Annotated in this window: 16 protein-coding genes; 4 read left to right on the top strand and 12 right to left on the bottom strand. The window is 64.9% G+C overall.

Annotation, left to right across the window (positions count from 1 at the left end; genetic code table 11):
* Positions 1–182 precede the first annotated feature (182 nt).
* Both IC232_RS15390 and IC232_RS15385 read left to right on the top strand, forming a co-directional pair.
* Entirely contained in the window at positions 183–1,022 is an 840-nt protein-coding gene (locus IC232_RS15390; protein WP_190845865.1) for a peptidoglycan-binding domain-containing protein, read from the top strand.
* On the top strand, positions 1,022–1,363 hold the full coding sequence (locus IC232_RS15385; RefSeq protein WP_190845864.1) for a DUF1491 family protein: 342 nt from the start codon (positions 1,022–1,024) through the stop codon (positions 1,361–1,363). Before IC232_RS15390 ends, IC232_RS15385 begins: the two co-directional genes overlap by 1 nt.
* Here the strand turns inward: IC232_RS15385 and IC232_RS15380 are convergent.
* Positions 1,360–2,382, bottom strand: a complete 1,023-nt coding sequence (locus IC232_RS15380) for a DUF2336 domain-containing protein (protein ID WP_190845863.1) — start codon at positions 2,380–2,382, stop codon at positions 1,360–1,362. The genes IC232_RS15385 and IC232_RS15380 overlap by 4 nt on opposite strands.
* Before the next feature lie 252 nt (positions 2,383–2,634).
* Here IC232_RS15380 and IC232_RS15375 point away from each other — a divergent pair, with 252 nt between their 5' ends.
* Positions 2,635–2,838, top strand: coding sequence for a hypothetical protein (locus IC232_RS15375; protein ID WP_190845862.1), 204 nt, complete (start codon positions 2,635–2,637; stop codon positions 2,836–2,838).
* Positions 2,839–2,871: 33 nt separating this feature from the next.
* On the opposite strand, the gene IC232_RS15370 is transcribed toward IC232_RS15375, so the two are convergent.
* Genes IC232_RS15370 through IC232_RS15355 form a run of 4 tightly spaced genes read right to left on the bottom strand, consistent with a single transcriptional unit; the run spans position 2,872 to position 6,828 of the window.
* Complete coding sequence (locus IC232_RS15370; protein ID WP_190845861.1) at positions 2,872–3,381, bottom strand: GNAT family N-acetyltransferase; 510 nt, start codon at positions 3,379–3,381, stop codon at positions 2,872–2,874.
* A gap of 5 nt (positions 3,382–3,386) precedes the next feature.
* Complete coding sequence (locus IC232_RS15365; RefSeq protein WP_190845860.1) at positions 3,387–3,950, bottom strand: hypothetical protein; 564 nt, start codon at positions 3,948–3,950, stop codon at positions 3,387–3,389.
* Complete coding sequence (locus IC232_RS15360; protein WP_246812228.1) at positions 3,947–4,597, bottom strand: DUF1214 domain-containing protein; 651 nt, start codon at positions 4,595–4,597, stop codon at positions 3,947–3,949. The genes IC232_RS15365 and IC232_RS15360 overlap by 4 nt, the downstream gene beginning before the upstream one ends.
* Positions 4,598–4,617: 20 nt before the next feature.
* Complete coding sequence (locus IC232_RS15355; RefSeq protein ID WP_312895176.1) at positions 4,618–6,828, bottom strand: PBP1A family penicillin-binding protein; 2,211 nt, start codon at positions 6,826–6,828, stop codon at positions 4,618–4,620.
* Between the two features lie 218 nt (positions 6,829–7,046).
* Here IC232_RS15355 and IC232_RS15350 point away from each other — a divergent pair, with 218 nt between their 5' ends.
* Positions 7,047–7,541 carry a YcgN family cysteine cluster protein gene (locus IC232_RS15350; RefSeq protein WP_190845857.1) on the top strand — a complete coding sequence of 165 codons (495 nt, stop codon included), beginning with the start codon at positions 7,047–7,049 and terminating at the stop codon, positions 7,539–7,541.
* A gap of 15 nt (positions 7,542–7,556) precedes the next feature.
* On the opposite strand, the gene IC232_RS15345 is transcribed toward IC232_RS15350, so the two are convergent.
* From IC232_RS15345 to IC232_RS15315, 7 genes are all read right to left on the bottom strand, one after another.
* Positions 7,557–8,948: a hypothetical protein gene (locus tag IC232_RS15345; protein ID WP_190845856.1), complete on the bottom strand. Its 1,392-nt coding sequence runs from the start codon at positions 8,946–8,948 to the stop codon at positions 7,557–7,559.
* A gap of 4 nt (positions 8,949–8,952) precedes the next feature.
* Positions 8,953–9,936, bottom strand: a complete 984-nt coding sequence (locus tag IC232_RS15340; RefSeq protein ID WP_246812227.1) for a DUF6384 family protein — start codon at positions 9,934–9,936, stop codon at positions 8,953–8,955.
* A complete protein-coding gene (locus IC232_RS15335; RefSeq protein ID WP_190845855.1) occupies positions 9,929–11,107 on the bottom strand; it encodes a cell surface protein in 1,179 nt (392 codons plus the stop codon). The genes IC232_RS15340 and IC232_RS15335 overlap by 8 nt, the downstream gene beginning before the upstream one ends.
* Positions 11,108–11,282: 175 nt before the next feature.
* Positions 11,283–12,365, bottom strand: a complete 1,083-nt coding sequence (locus IC232_RS15330; protein ID WP_190845854.1) for an AI-2E family transporter — start codon at positions 12,363–12,365, stop codon at positions 11,283–11,285.
* A 390-nt stretch (positions 12,366–12,755) separates the two neighbouring features.
* Positions 12,756–13,070, bottom strand: a complete 315-nt coding sequence (locus IC232_RS15325; protein WP_190845853.1) for a glycine zipper domain-containing protein — start codon at positions 13,068–13,070, stop codon at positions 12,756–12,758.
* A gap of 87 nt (positions 13,071–13,157) precedes the next feature.
* The gene (locus tag IC232_RS15320) at positions 13,158–13,739 is read right to left on the bottom strand and encodes a DUF2939 domain-containing protein (protein ID WP_190845852.1); all 582 of its coding nucleotides are present in this window, start codon (positions 13,737–13,739) and stop codon (positions 13,158–13,160) included.
* A 139-nt stretch (positions 13,740–13,878) separates the two neighbouring features.
* Positions 13,879–14,967, bottom strand: coding sequence for a TRAP transporter substrate-binding protein (locus tag IC232_RS15315; protein ID WP_190845851.1), 1,089 nt, complete (start codon positions 14,965–14,967; stop codon positions 13,879–13,881).
* Positions 14,968–15,054 lie beyond the last annotated feature (87 nt).

Here is a 15,054-nt window from a genome sequence, read left to right as displayed (position 1 = left end):
ATGCAGCGGAATCGAGGCTGCCTGGGTTCTCTCCGGTTAAAGGGCTGCGGCAATTAGGTTTCGTTTAAGCCCCCTCTGTCAGGCTCCTATGCCAGAAGGACAGCGGGCGGCTTCCGCCATGGGCTTGTCCTTTCGGCTGTGTGGTCCAAAACGACCTCATCCCTTGAGAACGGAACGATCCCTTGCGTGAAGCTTTTGTCGATCAGCCCGATGACGATCTGGACCTGCCCGCCGTGGTGCGGCGCAAGGCACCGGCCCGGCCGCCACAGCGCCGCGCCGCAAAGCCACCGCGCAGGCCCGGCATGGCCGAGCAGGCTACAGCTTTCGTATTTGGTCACCCGCGGCAGATCCTCGCCGCCTTGTTCCTGACCGGATGCGGAGGAGCGATCGCCTGGAACGCCCTGGCACTTCAGAGCAGCCGCCACCCGGCGCCTCTCTTCAACACACGGGAAATCGTGCTTGCGCCGGAGCCATCGCCTGAGGCCGCAACCGATCGGCTCCTGCCACCCGCGCGCCCCGGGGCTGAACCTGCCGAGCAACCGCCAGCGGGGCCGAATCCGCACGCATTCGTGCCGCACGCAGCAGCACCTGACGCAAGTGCTGCCGGCGCGGCGGCAAAGCCTGGAGCTCGCAGCCCGATTACGGACATGATCCGTAACGGCGGCCAGCCCACGCCGGCCGCCACGCCTCCCGCCCGCGCTCAGCAGCCCGCGCCCGCAGCGGCACCCCCGACTGCGCGCACCGCCGCGCGCGATCCGATCGCCGACATGATCCGCATGGGCGGGCCCGTGCCGGTGCCGCCCGGCAATGTGGGCCGATCCGATCCCGGCGACACGGTCCTTGCGGGTCAGCGTGCCCTCGCACGGCTCGGCTACAGCGTGAAGGTGGACGGCATGATGGGCACCGGAACGCGGCAGGCCATCGAGCGCTTCGAGCAGGATAAGCGCCTGCCGGTGACGGGCGAGTTCAACGCGCGCACCCTGCGTGAACTGTCCAACGCGTCCGGCATCGCGGTTCAGTAGTGGCGCGCCTTCGCTCCGACTTCTGGGTCTCTGCGTATCTGCGCCGCTGCGCGGTGGAAGGCCTCGACGCGGCCCTGCGCAAGCGCGGGGCGGCTGAAGCCGGAGCGATCTTCGTGAAGGTCGATCATCTCGACGGCACCGCAAGCCTCTACGGCCCGGCGCCGCAACTCTTCCTCGACGACAGCGGCGAGCGTCTCTTCGCTCCCATCCTGCAAGACGTGATGCCCCTCGACGTGGAGGAGCGCATGACCCGCGAACTGCGCTTCGACCCCGATCTCTGGCTCGTCGAGGTCGACGACCGGCAGGGCCGCCACCTCCTCGATCTGGCCGAAGGCGATTAGCCCTTCGCGTTCTCTCCCGACAGTGCTTTCACGTTCAAGATCGCTTCGACGAGTGCAAGGGCAACTGGGCCGGGAACGTCCCGCACTTCACGCACCAGTTCCTTGATCGCCGAGAGCGGATAGGACAGGGCAGGGTGGAGGCAGAGGAAGATCCGCGTTGCATCCCTCCTGCCCAGGCCGAGCGCCTTCAATGCGAGCGCGAGAAGACGATGGCGGCCGAGTTCGAGCACCCGCCACTCCGTCGATGTGGGAAAGCCGAGGATAGTGGAGAGGAGGGCTTCCAGCCGCTCGACATCGCCCCTGCGGCTGACCGCCAGCAGTTCTGCGATGTCCTCTTCGGTGAGCGCGCAGGAGAGCGTCATGCGCCGCCGGGCCAGAGTGGCTGCGACATGGTCGCGGATTGCAGCGCGTTGCGTGGCGGCGGCCGCCAGATAGAGGTTTGCTGCGTCGCTTGGCGCAAGATCGCTGCGCCCGAGAAGGACGCGGGCGAGAGCAGGCCGGAAGCGTGCGCGCTGCACCAGGAGCTTGAACAAGCCCGTGTCGGGAGCAACGGCGGGGTTAGCTGCAAGGGCTTCCGCGACGGGCTCCTCGCCGAGAAGCAGCAGCCTCCGGATTGTTGCGGGGTCGAGATCGAGCCGGGCAGCGAGGCGCAGGCGCCCTGCAGGCGTTGCGAGCTGCCGGCGGTTCACCGTCTCGGGCAAATGCGCGGCGTGCTGGAGCACGAGGGCGCGTGCATCCGGCGCGTGCTGAACGAGATAGTCGAGAACGGATGCCGGCGCATCGGCACATGGCGCGAGGATGCGGGCGAGCGCCAGGAGAGTGGCTGCATCCGCGCGCGGCAGGGAGCCGAGCATGAGCGTCTCAAACGTTTCGATGCTCTCCCTGTCACGGGCTGGCGCTGCGACGAACATCTCCGCGTTCACTTTCAGGAGAGCAGCGCGCATGTCCGGCGTCGCGCTCTCGGAGGATCCGAAGCCCGACAGGCCCGACCATAGGTCCGGGTTCGAAGAGGACGCCATACGGGAACTCGCTTCAACGCAACTGCGCGGAGGCTAGGGTGTGCATCTTAGCGCATCTTTAACGGGCTCCCGCTGCACGGAATATGGGCGATCAGAACCGGAACATAAGCGCGGCCGTGACTGTTGTTTTCATGTCAGGCCGGGCCTTTTTCGACATGGCGGAGCCCGGCGGAAACCATCTGTTAACCATAGGCATCTTTTTGTGAGTCAGTTGTCGAGGCAGCCAGTGGCACCATAGAAGAGGAGGGCAAGATGCAAGACGTCTGGACGAGGTCGCCAGGAGTGGTGATCGCATTCCCGGATATTTCGGAGCGGCCGCCGCGTCCGCATCTGTCGACGAATGAACCCAGGGGCGAGATCCTTCTCTTCACGGGCGTTCGTTACGAGCGACCGGCTCCCAATCCCGAACCTTCCCATCCGTTGGTCTCCAACGGCCGCGGCCGTCGCCGTTCCTGATCGTTCGAATTTTTCATTGCCGAAGTGGCGCCGTTAGGCGTCGTTCAAAGGTTGGCCTAAGTCGCGCACCATCAGTGCTGCATCCGGTCCATAGCTCGCGAGCTTTGCCCCCAGGCCCGGAACAGCGATCACGCGAAAGCCGGCCTTCTCCCAGAAGCCTTGAGACTTGTTGACGGCGACCAGTGACAGGCTGCTGAAGCCTGCCTCGCGCGCATGGTCCAACAAGCGGTCCGTCATCTGTGCCGCATAGCCCTTGCCTCGAGCTATAGGCAGCAGCGCAACATCGTGGATGTAATAGGTTGTGGCTGAGGGTGGAATTGCGCCGAGAAGCCGGTTCAGAGGCGGCGGCTCCGCGAAACGCCAGGGATGGGTCAGCGCATAGCCGATGGCGGATCCATCCTCGACCAGCAGGAAGCAGCCCTGCGGGTAGAGGCGTAGCCGCTCCGCCAGGACCTCAGGGTCCTCCGGGTGGCTGACATGGATCGCATCCGCCAGAGCCTGAACCTGAGTCAGATCCTGCGGGGTCATCGGCCGCCAGGTCATGCCATTCAGGCGTCCTGCTCGGCCGTGCAGGAAACTGCCTTTGCCAGCTCTTCCGCCTGTGGCCTCAGGCTGGGAACAGGCGCGAGGACGCGCACGATCACGAAGCCCTGCAACTCGGGCGCAACGATCCGCACGTCGCGGGAGGGGGCGTTCTCGTCCTCGGCGGCCCGGGCCTCATCGAGCTGGCGTCCGGTCATGGCCACGATGTCGAGTTCGCCGCGCACGGCGGCACGATCCGTCACCGCAAAGAACACGCCGCCTGTCTCCTTGTGGAAGGAGAAGGACAGCGGGAGCGGGCCTGTGCGTGTGGCGACCCGCATCGGCCCGTTGCGCAGGTCGAACGCGCAGGTGGCGACTGCCGCAGCGGGATCGGGATTGGGCAGCCATGTGTTCTCGCCGCCGGGAGCGCTGATGATCTGGGCCTTGTCGGCGGTCAGGGTCGACTGCACCTTGGAGAAGGCATCCTGATCGGCGAGGTAAGGGCTCCCCAGGATAGCCGCGATATGGATCCCGACGGCGAGCACGAGGCCGCACAAGGTGGCAATGACGAAACGGCCGAACCCTCTCATGCGCCGCACTCCAGCCGCTGGATGACGGGCATGTCGCTCTCCTCGAGATTAGCACCCGCTGCGCCTGGAGGGTCGTAGAGCCGCAGCGCGACCGTGAAGGGGCCTCCCGCGGGAAGCTGGAGCCAGTTGCCCGGTTGCACGTTCCGCGACAGGGCGATGGAGAAACGGTCCTGCCCGTCGCGCAGCACCTCGGCGGACGTGAAGCTCCCGCGCCTGAGCTCAGTGCTGGGCAGACGCCCGGCCTGGTCATACAGGGTGAAGGTCCAGACACGGGCAATGGGCGCCACCGGGCCGATGGTGTAGGAGCAGGCCGAATCGAGAGGTCTGCCGTCATTGTCCAGGCTGGCGGTGAACCCCATCCCTTCGCCCGTGGCGAGGGGAACGTCGCCCCTGCGGGCGATGATGGCGCGCATGTAGGGATCGGCCTCAGGGGCGCCGAGCTTGGGCCACGCCTGCCATGGACCGAGCCGGAGGCTGCCGAAGGGCGGGCTGCCATTGATGGCCCAGTAGGCCGAGCCCAGGCCGAGGCCCAACGCCAGTAGAAGCGTGTAGACGACCAGAATGGCTGTGGGAACTCGGCGGATGGACACGGACAGGGATGGCCTCGATGGCGCGCGCATCGAAGCGGCCGCAGGGGCGTTCGTCAAGAGAGCCTCACTCTGCATGGTCAGGGCATGGCAACTTGGCGGGGGGTATTCACCGCCGCAGAGCTGCGCGGCGCTTCCGGAGCCTTGCCCGTCGTGACGGAGCGGTCGACCGACTGGAACAGGGTGCCGATCCCGCCGAGGACCTCAAAAGACTTGCGCGACAGGGTGCCGGCGAGGAAGGCCTGCGAGGGCGATTGGGCCTGATCCGCTGCCGGACGATTCGCGGAGGCGACGCGGTTGGCATTGGCCGGGCTTGCACCGGGGATCGGGCGGATCTCCAGGTTCTGGTGAGCCACGTTCATCACCTCGTGCCAGGTCATGGCAGGGAGCGTGCCGCCGGTCATATCGTTCATGGGGGTGGAGTCGTCGTTGCCGTACCAGACGCTGGCCACGAGGTTGCCCGTATAGCCCACGAACCACGCGTCCTTGTAGCCGTTCGTGGTGCCGGTCTTGCCCGCGACCGGGATTCCTTCCAGCATGGCGCGCTTGCCGGTGCCTTCCTCGACCACTTTGTTCAGCATGAAGTTCATATCCTGCACCACGCGGGTGTCGAGCACCTGCTTGGGCTGGATGTCCCGGTCACGACTGAAGATGACCTCGCCCGAGGAGTTGCGCACCTCCCAGGCGGCATAAGGATCCGCGCGCTTGCCGCCATTTGCAAAGACCGCATAGGCGGCCGCCATGTCGATGACGGTGACTTCGGCGGCGCCGATGGGCAGGGAGCTGGAATCCGTGAGCGGATGCGTCAGACCCATGCGCTTGGCGGTATCGACAATCACGGCGCGGCCTGCCTTGGCGTTGCCCTTGCCGATCTCCAGCGACATGCGCACAGGGATTGAGTTGATGGAGCGCGCCAGAGCCGAGGTCAGGGGCATGGCGCCGGAGAAGGAACGGTTGTAGTTCTGTGGGCACCAGTTGCCGAGGCAGATCGGCTGATCCTGAACGACCGAGTTGGGCCGCAGCTTGGGATTGGTGGTGAGAGCCGCCGCATAGACGAACGGTTTGAATGACGAGCCCGGCTGGCGAAGGCCGCCGGTGGCGCGGTTGAACTGACTCTGGCCGTAATCGCGCCCGCCCACGATGGCGCGTACTGCGCCGTCGACATCCATGACCACAAGGCCCCCTTGGCCCACCTTGTACTGGCGTCCGTGCTGACGCAGCATGTTCTCGAGGGTCTGCTCCGCGTGGCGCTGAAGGGTCGTGTCGAGGGGCGTCTTGACGATCAGCACGCGCTCGTTGCCGAACTTCTTCTGTGCGGCCTGGAGCTTCACCTGCTCGAAGGCCCAATCGAGATAGAAGTCCGGCGTCGTCTCGCGTTCCCGGTTCACAGGAACGGCCGGATTGCGCCGAGCGATCTGGATCTGGCCCTCGGTGAGGAAGCCGGCCTCGACCATGTTGCGCAGCACCTCGTTCGCCCGGGCGCGGGCGGCCGGCAGGTTAATGTGCGGAGCATACTTGGTCGGCGCCTTGAACAGGCCGGCCAGCATGGCGGATTCCGCCAGGGTCAGGTCCTTGGCCGGTTTGCTGAAATAATACTCCGCTGCCGCCACGGCACCATGAGCGCCGCCGCCCATGTAGGCACGGTCGAGATAAAGCTTGAGGATCTCGTCCTTGGTGAGGTGGAATTCGAGCCAGAGCGCCAGAAACGCTTCCTTGATCTTGCGCTCGAGGGAGCGCTCGTTCGTCAGGAAGAGGTTCTTCGCCAGCTGCTGGGTGATGGAGGAGCCGCCCTGGACCACGCCGCCGCCCTGTGCGTTGACCACGAGGGCGCGGAAGGTGCCGATGGGATCGATGCCCCAGTGATCGTAGAAGCGCCGGTCCTCGGTCGCCAACGCGGCCTTGACCAGGTGGTCCGGGAAATCCTCAAGCTTGTAGGAATCGTCGAGGTTCAGGCCGCGGCGTCCGACCTCCTGGCCGTAACGGTCGAGGAATGTGACGGCGAGGTCCTGGGTTTTGAGCCAGTCGCTCTCGGTTTCCCGGAAGGCCGGAAGAGCGAGGGCCAGCATGACCACGGCGCCGCCCGCACCGAGGGTGGTCGCCTCGCTCGTCAGGTCGAGGAGAACACGGGGAGCGCCGCGGAACCGCAGGCACTTCATCTTTTCCGAATACCACTCCCATGCGTCCCCTAGGCCGCTGCGGCCCTGGAACAGGGCAGAGTTGAGCCAGGCATCGAACGCGAGCGCGGCACGTTTGATCCGTGTCGAGAAAGGGAGGGGAGGCTGCTGGCTCACGGCGGTCCTTCGGGGCGGGTCAGGCGGGCTGACCACGCTCATATTATGGTCGTTGGGTATCCTAGCGGCAACGCTGAAGCGCGGCGAGGCTGATATATATAACTCCGAACCTTGTTTGTAGGTTCACGGAGATTTACCTCTTAGGGGCTAAAAGGCTGCCGGACGTGCGGTTTAGCACTTTCCTTCAAACCGCCTCAAAGAGACGTCAAAGCGCCCACATGCCAAATGCCGCACCCATCGTCCGCTCCCAGCCGGAGGAGCAACCCTTCTGGCGCCTGAAGCCTCTTGAGGCCATGAGCCTCGAGGAATGGGAGAGCCTGTGCGACGGCTGCGGCCGCTGCTGCCTCGTCAAGCTGGAGGACGAGGACACGGCGGAGGTGATGTACACCAATGTGGGCTGCACCCTCCTGGACGATCAGACCTGCCGCTGCCGGGACTACCCGAACCGTCAGGCCAAGGTGGCCGATTGCGTGCGCCTGACGCCGCAGGCCGTGCGCAGCCTGTCCTGGCTGCCCCAGACCTGCGCCTATCGCCTTCTGGCTGAGGGGCAGGACCTCTACTGGTGGCACCCGCTCGTCTCCGGCGACCCGGAGACCGTGCATGCAGCAGGCATCTCCGTCCGCGACCGGGTGGCGGGCCCCGAGGAAAACTTCACCATTGCCGAACTCCTGGAGCGCATCACCGATTGGCCGATGGAGCATCCCGAGGATTAAGGGCGGGTTGCTTCGTCAGAAGGACCCGCCGGTCCTGAAGCCGCCTCCGCCGAAAGATCCTCCCGTTCCGAAGCCGCCCGGCTGAGGGAAGGGGATGCCGCCGCCGAAGCCGGAATCCCACGGGCTCGGGCCATGGTGGAAGCCGCCGCGCAGCACCTGCCCCAGGATCGCTCCGCCGATGGCTCCGGTGAGAACCCCACCGAGCACGTTGCCGAGGGCGGCCTCGTTGCCGAAGGTGCCGTAGGGGGTGTCGTAGCCCTGGCTGCGCAATTCCTCCCATTCCTGCTCGATCATGGCCCGCCGCTGGGCCGTTTCCTTGAGCTGGCGGTGAGCGTCCACCGCCTGGCGCAGCGCCCGGTTGATCATCACGTCGGTGGCCTGGATGCGGCGCACGAGTTCCTCGTCCTGGGGCGTGGGGGTGCGCAGGGCCTCCTCATAGAGCTGGTTGAGGTCCTCGCGCTCGTCGGCGGCGGCCAGCAGCGCGACAGCCTCCCGGTAGGGCGCGTCGCCCTCCAGAACCGAGGCATCGTGAGTGCGGTCCAGTTCGACGAGAGCTGAACGGGCCTCCGCAAGCCTCCTGTCGGCCTCTTCGACGGCTTCCTTGTTCTGCGCGGCCTTTTCCTCCAGGGGCGGAATGCCGGCAGCGACAAGCGCTTGGCGCTCGAGAGCGGTCAGCCGGCTCCGGACGGTCCTGAGGTCATCGATGATACGGCGGGCGTGCTCCCGCAGCCTTTCCGGGATTTCGTTGAGGAGGGCATAGTTGGCCCGCGCTTTGTCGTAGCCAACCACGCGCGCCACGAGCCGGTCCATGTAGCGGGTGAAGGGACCAGCCCGGTAGGCGGCCGTGCCGAATTTGCGCTTCCACAGGTACATGAACAGCGGATCGGCCTCGTAAGGGCGGCGCTTCTCGTCCCGGTCGGTTTCGGCCTGTACAGCCTTCTTCTCAGCCTGCTGGGCCTGCCCGGTGATCTCGGCCACCCTGGCACGGGATGCGATCCATTCGGGGTCGGTGCTGACCTTGGCCTCCACGTCCCGCCGCAGGGCTTCGACTTGGGCAAGGGCCTGCTCCAGGGCATCCACGGCGGCCTGCCGCTGTCCTTCCGCCTGTCTCACCTGCTCCTCGGCCTGGCGCCGCCGCTCGGTGAGCTGGCGTAGAGCTTCCTGGCGGCTGTTGAGCACGCTCAGCGCCTGCCGCTCGGCGGCATCCAATTGTCCGACGACTTGGTCCTGCCGGATTGCGTCGAGCTTCATCCGTGCCAGTTCGCGAAACGCTTCCGTGCGCTGGATCCGGAGGCGGCCGACCTCCTCGGTGGCGCGCGTATAGGCAAGCTCGCACTTCGCCTCCTGCTGGCGAGCCTTGTCGATGGTCTGCTCGATCTGCGCGATTGCCTGACGTCCCGAAATCATCGCTCTACCATTGTGTGATCGCGCCGTTGAGGACCGGCATCTGATAGTCCACGTCGAGCTGGCCCCGGCGCTTCTCGCCGAGGCGGTTGCGCTGCACTATGCCGTCGTCGCTCTTGTCCCGCTGCACCTGCATGGCCGTGGCCTCGCTCACGCGCACGCCCCATTTGGAGGCGGTGACGGTTCGGCCATCCTCTTCGCTCGTGACGGGCAGGCTCAAGATTCGTCCATCGGGGGTGACCGGCTCAACGATCAGATAATAGTTCCGGCCGGACGGATTGCGTTCCGGCACCCGCCAGACGCCCGAGGGCTCGCCGGGGCGGGAGACGATGCGCAGCACGTATTCGCGCCGCAGCTCCGCGCGCAGGACCTCCAGGTCATTGAGGGCCTGCCGCGCCCCGTCGGCATCACCGCGGGCGACGGCGGCTTGCCCATCCGCGAGCAGCCGGGCGGCCCTTTCCTTCGCAGCCGGCACCTGGGTTTCCCGCAGCACGTCCTCGTGGCCCTGCGTCAGGGCAACCGGCAGCCTCTCGGCCAGTTCGATCCGGTTCCGCTCGGCCTGAGCCTGCTCCTGCGCCACCCGCTGACGAGCAGGCTCGACCACGCCGAACTGGTAGGCGCCCCAGCCGAAGGCCAGCAGGGCCAGCAGGGCCAGCAGGCGCCGCCCGACCCGCCCCCGGTTGACCCAGGCCCGCGCCACGGTGCGGGAGAAGCTGGGGCCGGGCGGCGTATAGACGAACCGCTGTTCCTTCAGGGCCTGCACGCCCTCCTGAAGGATCCGGTCAGGGACTTCGATCCCCTGACCCCGGTAAATCTCGCGCAGGCGCTGCAGCAGCTGGGCGTCGCGATCGCCCTCGCTGAGCTCGCGGCTGACGAGATTCTCCTGGTGGCGGAGCGTGTCCACCACGTCCATGGCGAGCATCACCTCGTCGAGGTTCCGGGGCGTGCCGGCGGGCGGGCTCGCGGGCGGTGTGGCAACCATCTCAGCCATTGGCCGGCAGCGCCTGTCCTTCCGCTACGAGGCGCGCAATGCGCCGCTTGCCGTCCTCGACCGCGTCGCGGATCTCGGCCGAGTTCTGCGTCGAGAGCCGGCGCATCTCGCCGATGATCTCCTGCGAGCGTTCCTGGAACGTGATCACCGAATCCACGAGCTTCTTCACCGCGTCGGCGCGAATGGTCGGGCCATAGCCCGCCTTCACGGCGGCCTCGCCCACCTGGTCGCCGATCTCGGCCAGCACCTCCAGGCTGCGGGAGACGCCCTCCTTCATCTCGTTCAGGGTCTGTGTCGACTCGTTCAGGCCGAACATGCCGGTGAACGAGGCCTTGAGCGCCGTGAAGACCGAGTCGTTGGTGGAGAAGAACGAGACCGCCTGGGCATAGACGCGCTCCTTGGCGTTCGTCATCTGCATCAGGCGCGCCATGATCACTTCGGAGGTGTTATAGCCGATCGTCAGGTTGTCCGAGAGGTCCTTGGCGATCTGATAGCGCTTCTCCTCGTCCTGGGTGCGCCGGAGCTGCTCGTCGCGGGTGAGCTCGAGGCGGGCGCGCTCCGCCACTTCCGTGCCCTTGAAGTTGACAACCGTATCGGAGGCCTTCTGCAGATCCGCCTTGGCGGCTTCGAGCTTCTGCTCGGCGGTCCGCAGGACCTCGAGGGCCATCACCTCGGCATGCTTGAGAGCGCCGCGAAAATCGCGATAGGCATCGAGAATGATCTGCTCGCGCTCGATCTGGTCCTTGGTCGACCGGGTCACATCGAGATAGACCTCCTTGATCCTGTCGAAGCGGTCGGCGACATCGCCCCGGGACACCTTCATCCAGACGTTGTTGATGCGCTCGAAGAAATCGATCTTCTGGTCGTCCAGCTGGTCGACCATCTTCTTGGTATCGTCACGGATGGAGTTGAAGGATTCCGTGATCTCACGGTAGCGCTCACCGATCTCCATGGCCTGCGTCTGCTCGCGCACCACCTCGTTGAACACGCTGGTCTGGCCCAGGGTGCGGGCGATGACCACGATCCTGTCTTGATCCAGGTCCGAGATCTTCTCCAACAGTCCGTTGATGGGCGCGTCCATGGCCTGGGGTGGGATGATCCCAAGCTCCCGCAGGGCGGATGTCGCCTTGTCGAGATATTGCAGGGGCGTTTTGACGACGATATCGGACATGAGGTCTCCTCCGAACCAGGGCGCAGCCTCTCAGCCGCTCTGAAGATTGTCAGCGCAGCACATGATCGGACGGCCGTGAAAGCACAGCGGTCTAATGTGCAATTGGATCGAGGGTTCCAGGACGCGTCCGCCGCACAGCCCGGCACTTGCCGACGATCAGACGCGGATTGCCCCGTTACGAACCGGCTTCCTGCGCCTTGTTGCTTGCATCCTCGCCCGGAATATCCGTGTGCTCGCCGAGGGTCTCCCGGACGTAGAGCTTCTTCACCAGAACGTAGGTGACCACTGCGAGGGGGAAGCCGAAGATCAGGCCGAGGGTCCCGAACAGAACGCTGCCGATCAGGATCGCGAAGAGCGCCAGGGCCGGCGGTATGCTGATCATGCTTCTGGCCACCAGGGGGAAGATCACGTTGCCCTCGATCTGCTGGATGGCCAGCATGGCGAGAACGGTCCACAGCGCGGCCTCTCCGCTGACGCTGAAGGCGATCAGCACCGCTGGAAGCGCGCCGAGAATAGGGCCGAGGAAGGGGATGAAATCCGCAAGGCCTGCGATGAGCCCGAGAGCCAGGGCCGAGGGCAGGCCGATGATCCAATAGGCGATGGTTGAGAGAACAGCCACGCATGCCATGGCGATCAGCTGAGACGTCAGCCACAGGCGCAGGGCCTGCCCGGACGCATGCAGTGAATCCTCGACCCGCTCATGATGGCGGATCGGGAACAGCTTGACGAAGCCTTGCCGGTAGAGGCGCGGAGCCGCCGCGATATAGATGCCGGCAATCACCACGAGGATGAAGTCCGCCAAGCCGTCGAGAATGGCGCCGCCGACACCGGCAATGCGCGCTGCCATGCTCCCGTTCGGCGCGTTGTTCATCATCTCGGAAAGATCATCGCTGACGGCGCCGAGGCCGAGATTCTTGGCGAAGTTGTCGACCGCGAAGGGCAGTCGCTCCACCACGTTGGAGAACTGCGCCCGAACCTGCGTTCCGAACAAGGCCATCATGGCGAGAAGCGCTACGAAGATGACAAGGGTCGCAACCGTGAGGCTCCACAGGCTGGGCACCCGCAGGTAGCGCTCCAGGGCTTCGGCGGCGGCATGCAGGAGGAGGGCGACGAGGATCGCCCCGAAGGCCAGCAACAGAACGTCCGACAGCTTCCACAGGAGGAGAGCGAACAGCCCGAGGCCGAGCCCGATGAGGAACTTACGGATGAATTCCGCATCTCTCATGATCCCCAGTCGGGAACGGTCCTGGTCATCCATCGTTAACGCCCTCTCCACTTGCGCATTGACAATGGAAACGGCGAAGCTCGGTTCCGAGTTGTTGCCTGAGCGTATTCATCTAGCAATTACGGGCTAATCAGTCATAACTTGACCGTATAGAGCGAAATGTATTCCCAACATTGTGGAACGTTATGAGAAACTCATGGTTGTTCTGACATGGAAGGAAGTTAAATGACATCGAATGTCATCTGTTTTATTCTCGGTGCGGTATTTCCGCTTGCGACAGTGGGCTGGCTTTTCGTTCATTGAACGGAATAAGGCCATCTATCTCGGGTTAGGTATTCTGTGCAACGCGTTCCAATCGATGCCCATGCAAAACCCGCCTGAACCTGTCAGGCGGGTTTTGCATGCTTTTACTGTTGATCCTGGCTAACGAATAACGTCCGTGCAGGACTGATTGCCCCGGATGTCTACGCTGCAGGTTCGCTGGCGAATGGAGCCGGTGGTGGCGGGGTCCGGAACGACAATCACGTCCGGCGTTGGTTGAGCCCTGGCATTCTGCTCGGCAACGCCGCCCGCGATGCCGCCGACGCCTGCACCGATCACCGCGCCTACGGGGCCGCCCACGATCGCACCGGTAACGGCGCCGGTCGCGACGCCTGCCGCCGTGCCTTCCTGGGCGAGGGCGAGATGAGGCATGATAAAGAGAGCAGATGCGGAAAGTCCGATAGCAAGTTTACGCATAACTCAACCCTACATCAGAATACTTCTGATGAAGAACGCTGAGCTTGCTCTCGATGTTCCTTCTGAGGGCAGGATGGTCTGACGCGTCTACTTCGACGCAACAGCGGCCCGTTTGCGCAACTCTTTCTGAAGCGAGGAGGGCAGGTCGATCCCTGTCAGACGCCAGGTGGTGCCGCTCAGGCGCAAGGTGACCCTGAGCTGCCGGTCTCGGGGCTCGTCCGGGGTGAGCGGGATCGTGATGGCCCGAAAGCCCTGCGATTCAGACAGGATGAAGATCCGCCAGGCCTGCTGCAGGGAGCCGGGATCGAAGCGGATTGCCGGGGCGCCCGTACCCGCTTGCTGGATCTGCTGCAGCTGCCCGTCCTCAAGCAGGTCGATCACGGCCTGAGGCGTGAGGAGTTGCTCCAGAAATGGATTGAGGGCGGCTGCTCCGGCTTGGGCGGCCAACTGCCGGTCGCGTTCGCTGACTTCCTGGGTCTTCAGATATTCGTCGAGGATCTGGCGTGCGAGGGAGACGCGCAGGGCGTTGAAGTTCACGCGCTCGGTAATGCGCGCAACGTCCTTGACCTCGACGGCCTTGGACAAGTCGTAGAGCGCAACGAAGGGCGAGACCATGAAGATGGCCCACGCGACAAGAAGCAGGAAGCTGATGCGGGAGGTCCAGCGCATCGTCTCTTGGGGGTGAGAGGGTCAGGAGTTGGCCGCATGGGGCAAGACGACCGGTGAGCCGCATCAGGTGGTGATGCTTCCGGCAATAAAAAGGGCGATCGTGCGATCGCCCTTTCTTCATAGTCGCTGGACTTAAAGATCAGCCGCGGGCGCGGGCGCGGATCATGAAGGTGTCGAAGGCGTATTCGGCCACTTGGAACCAGAGGTATTCCTCGTTGCGGAAGCCGCGGACGCTCTCGTAGATCTTCTTGAAGTCGGCATTCTTGCCTGAGACCTCGTCATAGACCTCATTGGCGGCCTTGTAGGCGGCTTCGAGGATCTCCTGCGAGAACGGACGCAGCTGCGTGCCGGCGCCGAGCAGACGGCGCAGGGCCGCCGGGTTGCGGGCGTCGTACTTGGCCAGCATGTCGTTGTTGGCGTAGCTCGAAGCCGTGGTCAGGATGGCCTGATACGCCTTCGGGAGTTCTTTCCACTTGGCCTGATTGATGAACAGGTGGATCGACGGGCCGCCTTCCCAGAAGCCGGGATAGTAGTAGTACGGCGCGACCTTTGAGAAGCCGAGCTTCTCGTCGTCGTAGGGACCGACCCACTCGGCGGCGTCGATGGTGCCGCGCTCGAGCGACGGATAGATGTCGCCGCCCGGGATCTGCTGCGGCACGACGCCGAGCTTCGCCATCACCTGACCGGCAAGGCCGGCGATGCGCATCTTCAGGCCCTGGAGGTCCTGAACGGTCTTGATTTCCTTGCGGAACCAGCCGCCCATCTGCACGCCGGTGTTGCCCGCGGGCATGCCGTACAGGTTGTGCTTGGCGTAGAACTCGTTCAGCAGGTCGTTGCCGCCGCCGTGATAAAGCCATGCGTTCTGCTGGCGGCCATTGAGGCCGAAGGGAAGGGCGGTGCCGATGGCGAAGGTCGGATCCTTGCCGAAATAGTAGTAGGAGCAGGTGTGGCCCAGCTCGACGGTGCCGCCGCCGACCGCATCGGCGATCTGGGGCGTGCCGACGATTTCACCGGCCGCGAAGGGCTGGATCTGGAACTTGCCGTCGGTGGCTTCCGACACGTACTTGGCGATGGTCTCTGCCGCGCCGTAGATGGTGTCGAGCGACTTCGGGAAGCCGGACTGCAGGCGCCACTTCACTTCCGGAGCGGACTGGGCGATCGCCGGAGCGGCGACTGCCGTCGAGGCGGCGCCGACCGCCGTGGCCTGCAAAAACTGACGACGTTTCATAAAACAAACTCCTCCCTCTGGGGTCGTGACTTCGTCACTTGCGCCCTATTGACACTAAATCGGGTTCCCTCCGCAAGAACCCTGGAG

The sequence above is a fragment of the Microvirga sp. genome (genome assembly GCF_014699075.1).
Taxonomy (GTDB): domain Bacteria; phylum Pseudomonadota; class Alphaproteobacteria; order Rhizobiales; family Beijerinckiaceae; genus Microvirga.
The sequence above is the reverse complement of the archived record's forward strand: the minus strand, read 5'-3'. Positions and strand labels throughout refer to the sequence as shown.

Coding starts and splice junctions, on each gene's coding strand:
- IC232_RS15380 (WP_190845863.1), bottom strand. CDS start 2,382: ATGGCGTCCTCTTCGAACCCGGACCTATGGTCGGGCCTGTCGGGCTTC.
- IC232_RS15375 (WP_190845862.1), top strand. CDS start 2,635: ATGCAAGACGTCTGGACGAGGTCGCCAGGAGTGGTGATCGCATTCCCG.
- IC232_RS15370 (WP_190845861.1), bottom strand. CDS start 3,381: ATGACCTGGCGGCCGATGACCCCGCAGGATCTGACTCAGGTTCAGGCT.
- IC232_RS15365 (WP_190845860.1), bottom strand. CDS start 3,950: ATGAGAGGGTTCGGCCGTTTCGTCATTGCCACCTTGTGCGGCCTCGTG.
- IC232_RS15350 (WP_190845857.1), top strand. CDS start 7,047: ATGCCAAATGCCGCACCCATCGTCCGCTCCCAGCCGGAGGAGCAACCC.
- IC232_RS15345 (WP_190845856.1), bottom strand. CDS start 8,948: ATGATTTCGGGACGTCAGGCAATCGCGCAGATCGAGCAGACCATCGAC.
- IC232_RS15340 (WP_246812227.1), bottom strand. CDS start 9,936: ATGGCTGAGATGGTTGCCACACCGCCCGCGAGCCCGCCCGCCGGCACG.
- IC232_RS15335 (WP_190845855.1), bottom strand. CDS start 11,107: ATGTCCGATATCGTCGTCAAAACGCCCCTGCAATATCTCGACAAGGCG.
- IC232_RS15330 (WP_190845854.1), bottom strand. CDS start 12,365: ATGGATGACCAGGACCGTTCCCGACTGGGGATCATGAGAGATGCGGAA.
- IC232_RS15325 (WP_190845853.1), bottom strand. CDS start 13,070: ATGCGTAAACTTGCTATCGGACTTTCCGCATCTGCTCTCTTTATCATG.
- IC232_RS15320 (WP_190845852.1), bottom strand. CDS start 13,739: ATGCGCTGGACCTCCCGCATCAGCTTCCTGCTTCTTGTCGCGTGGGCC.
- IC232_RS15315 (WP_190845851.1), bottom strand. CDS start 14,967: ATGAAACGTCGTCAGTTTTTGCAGGCCACGGCGGTCGGCGCCGCCTCG.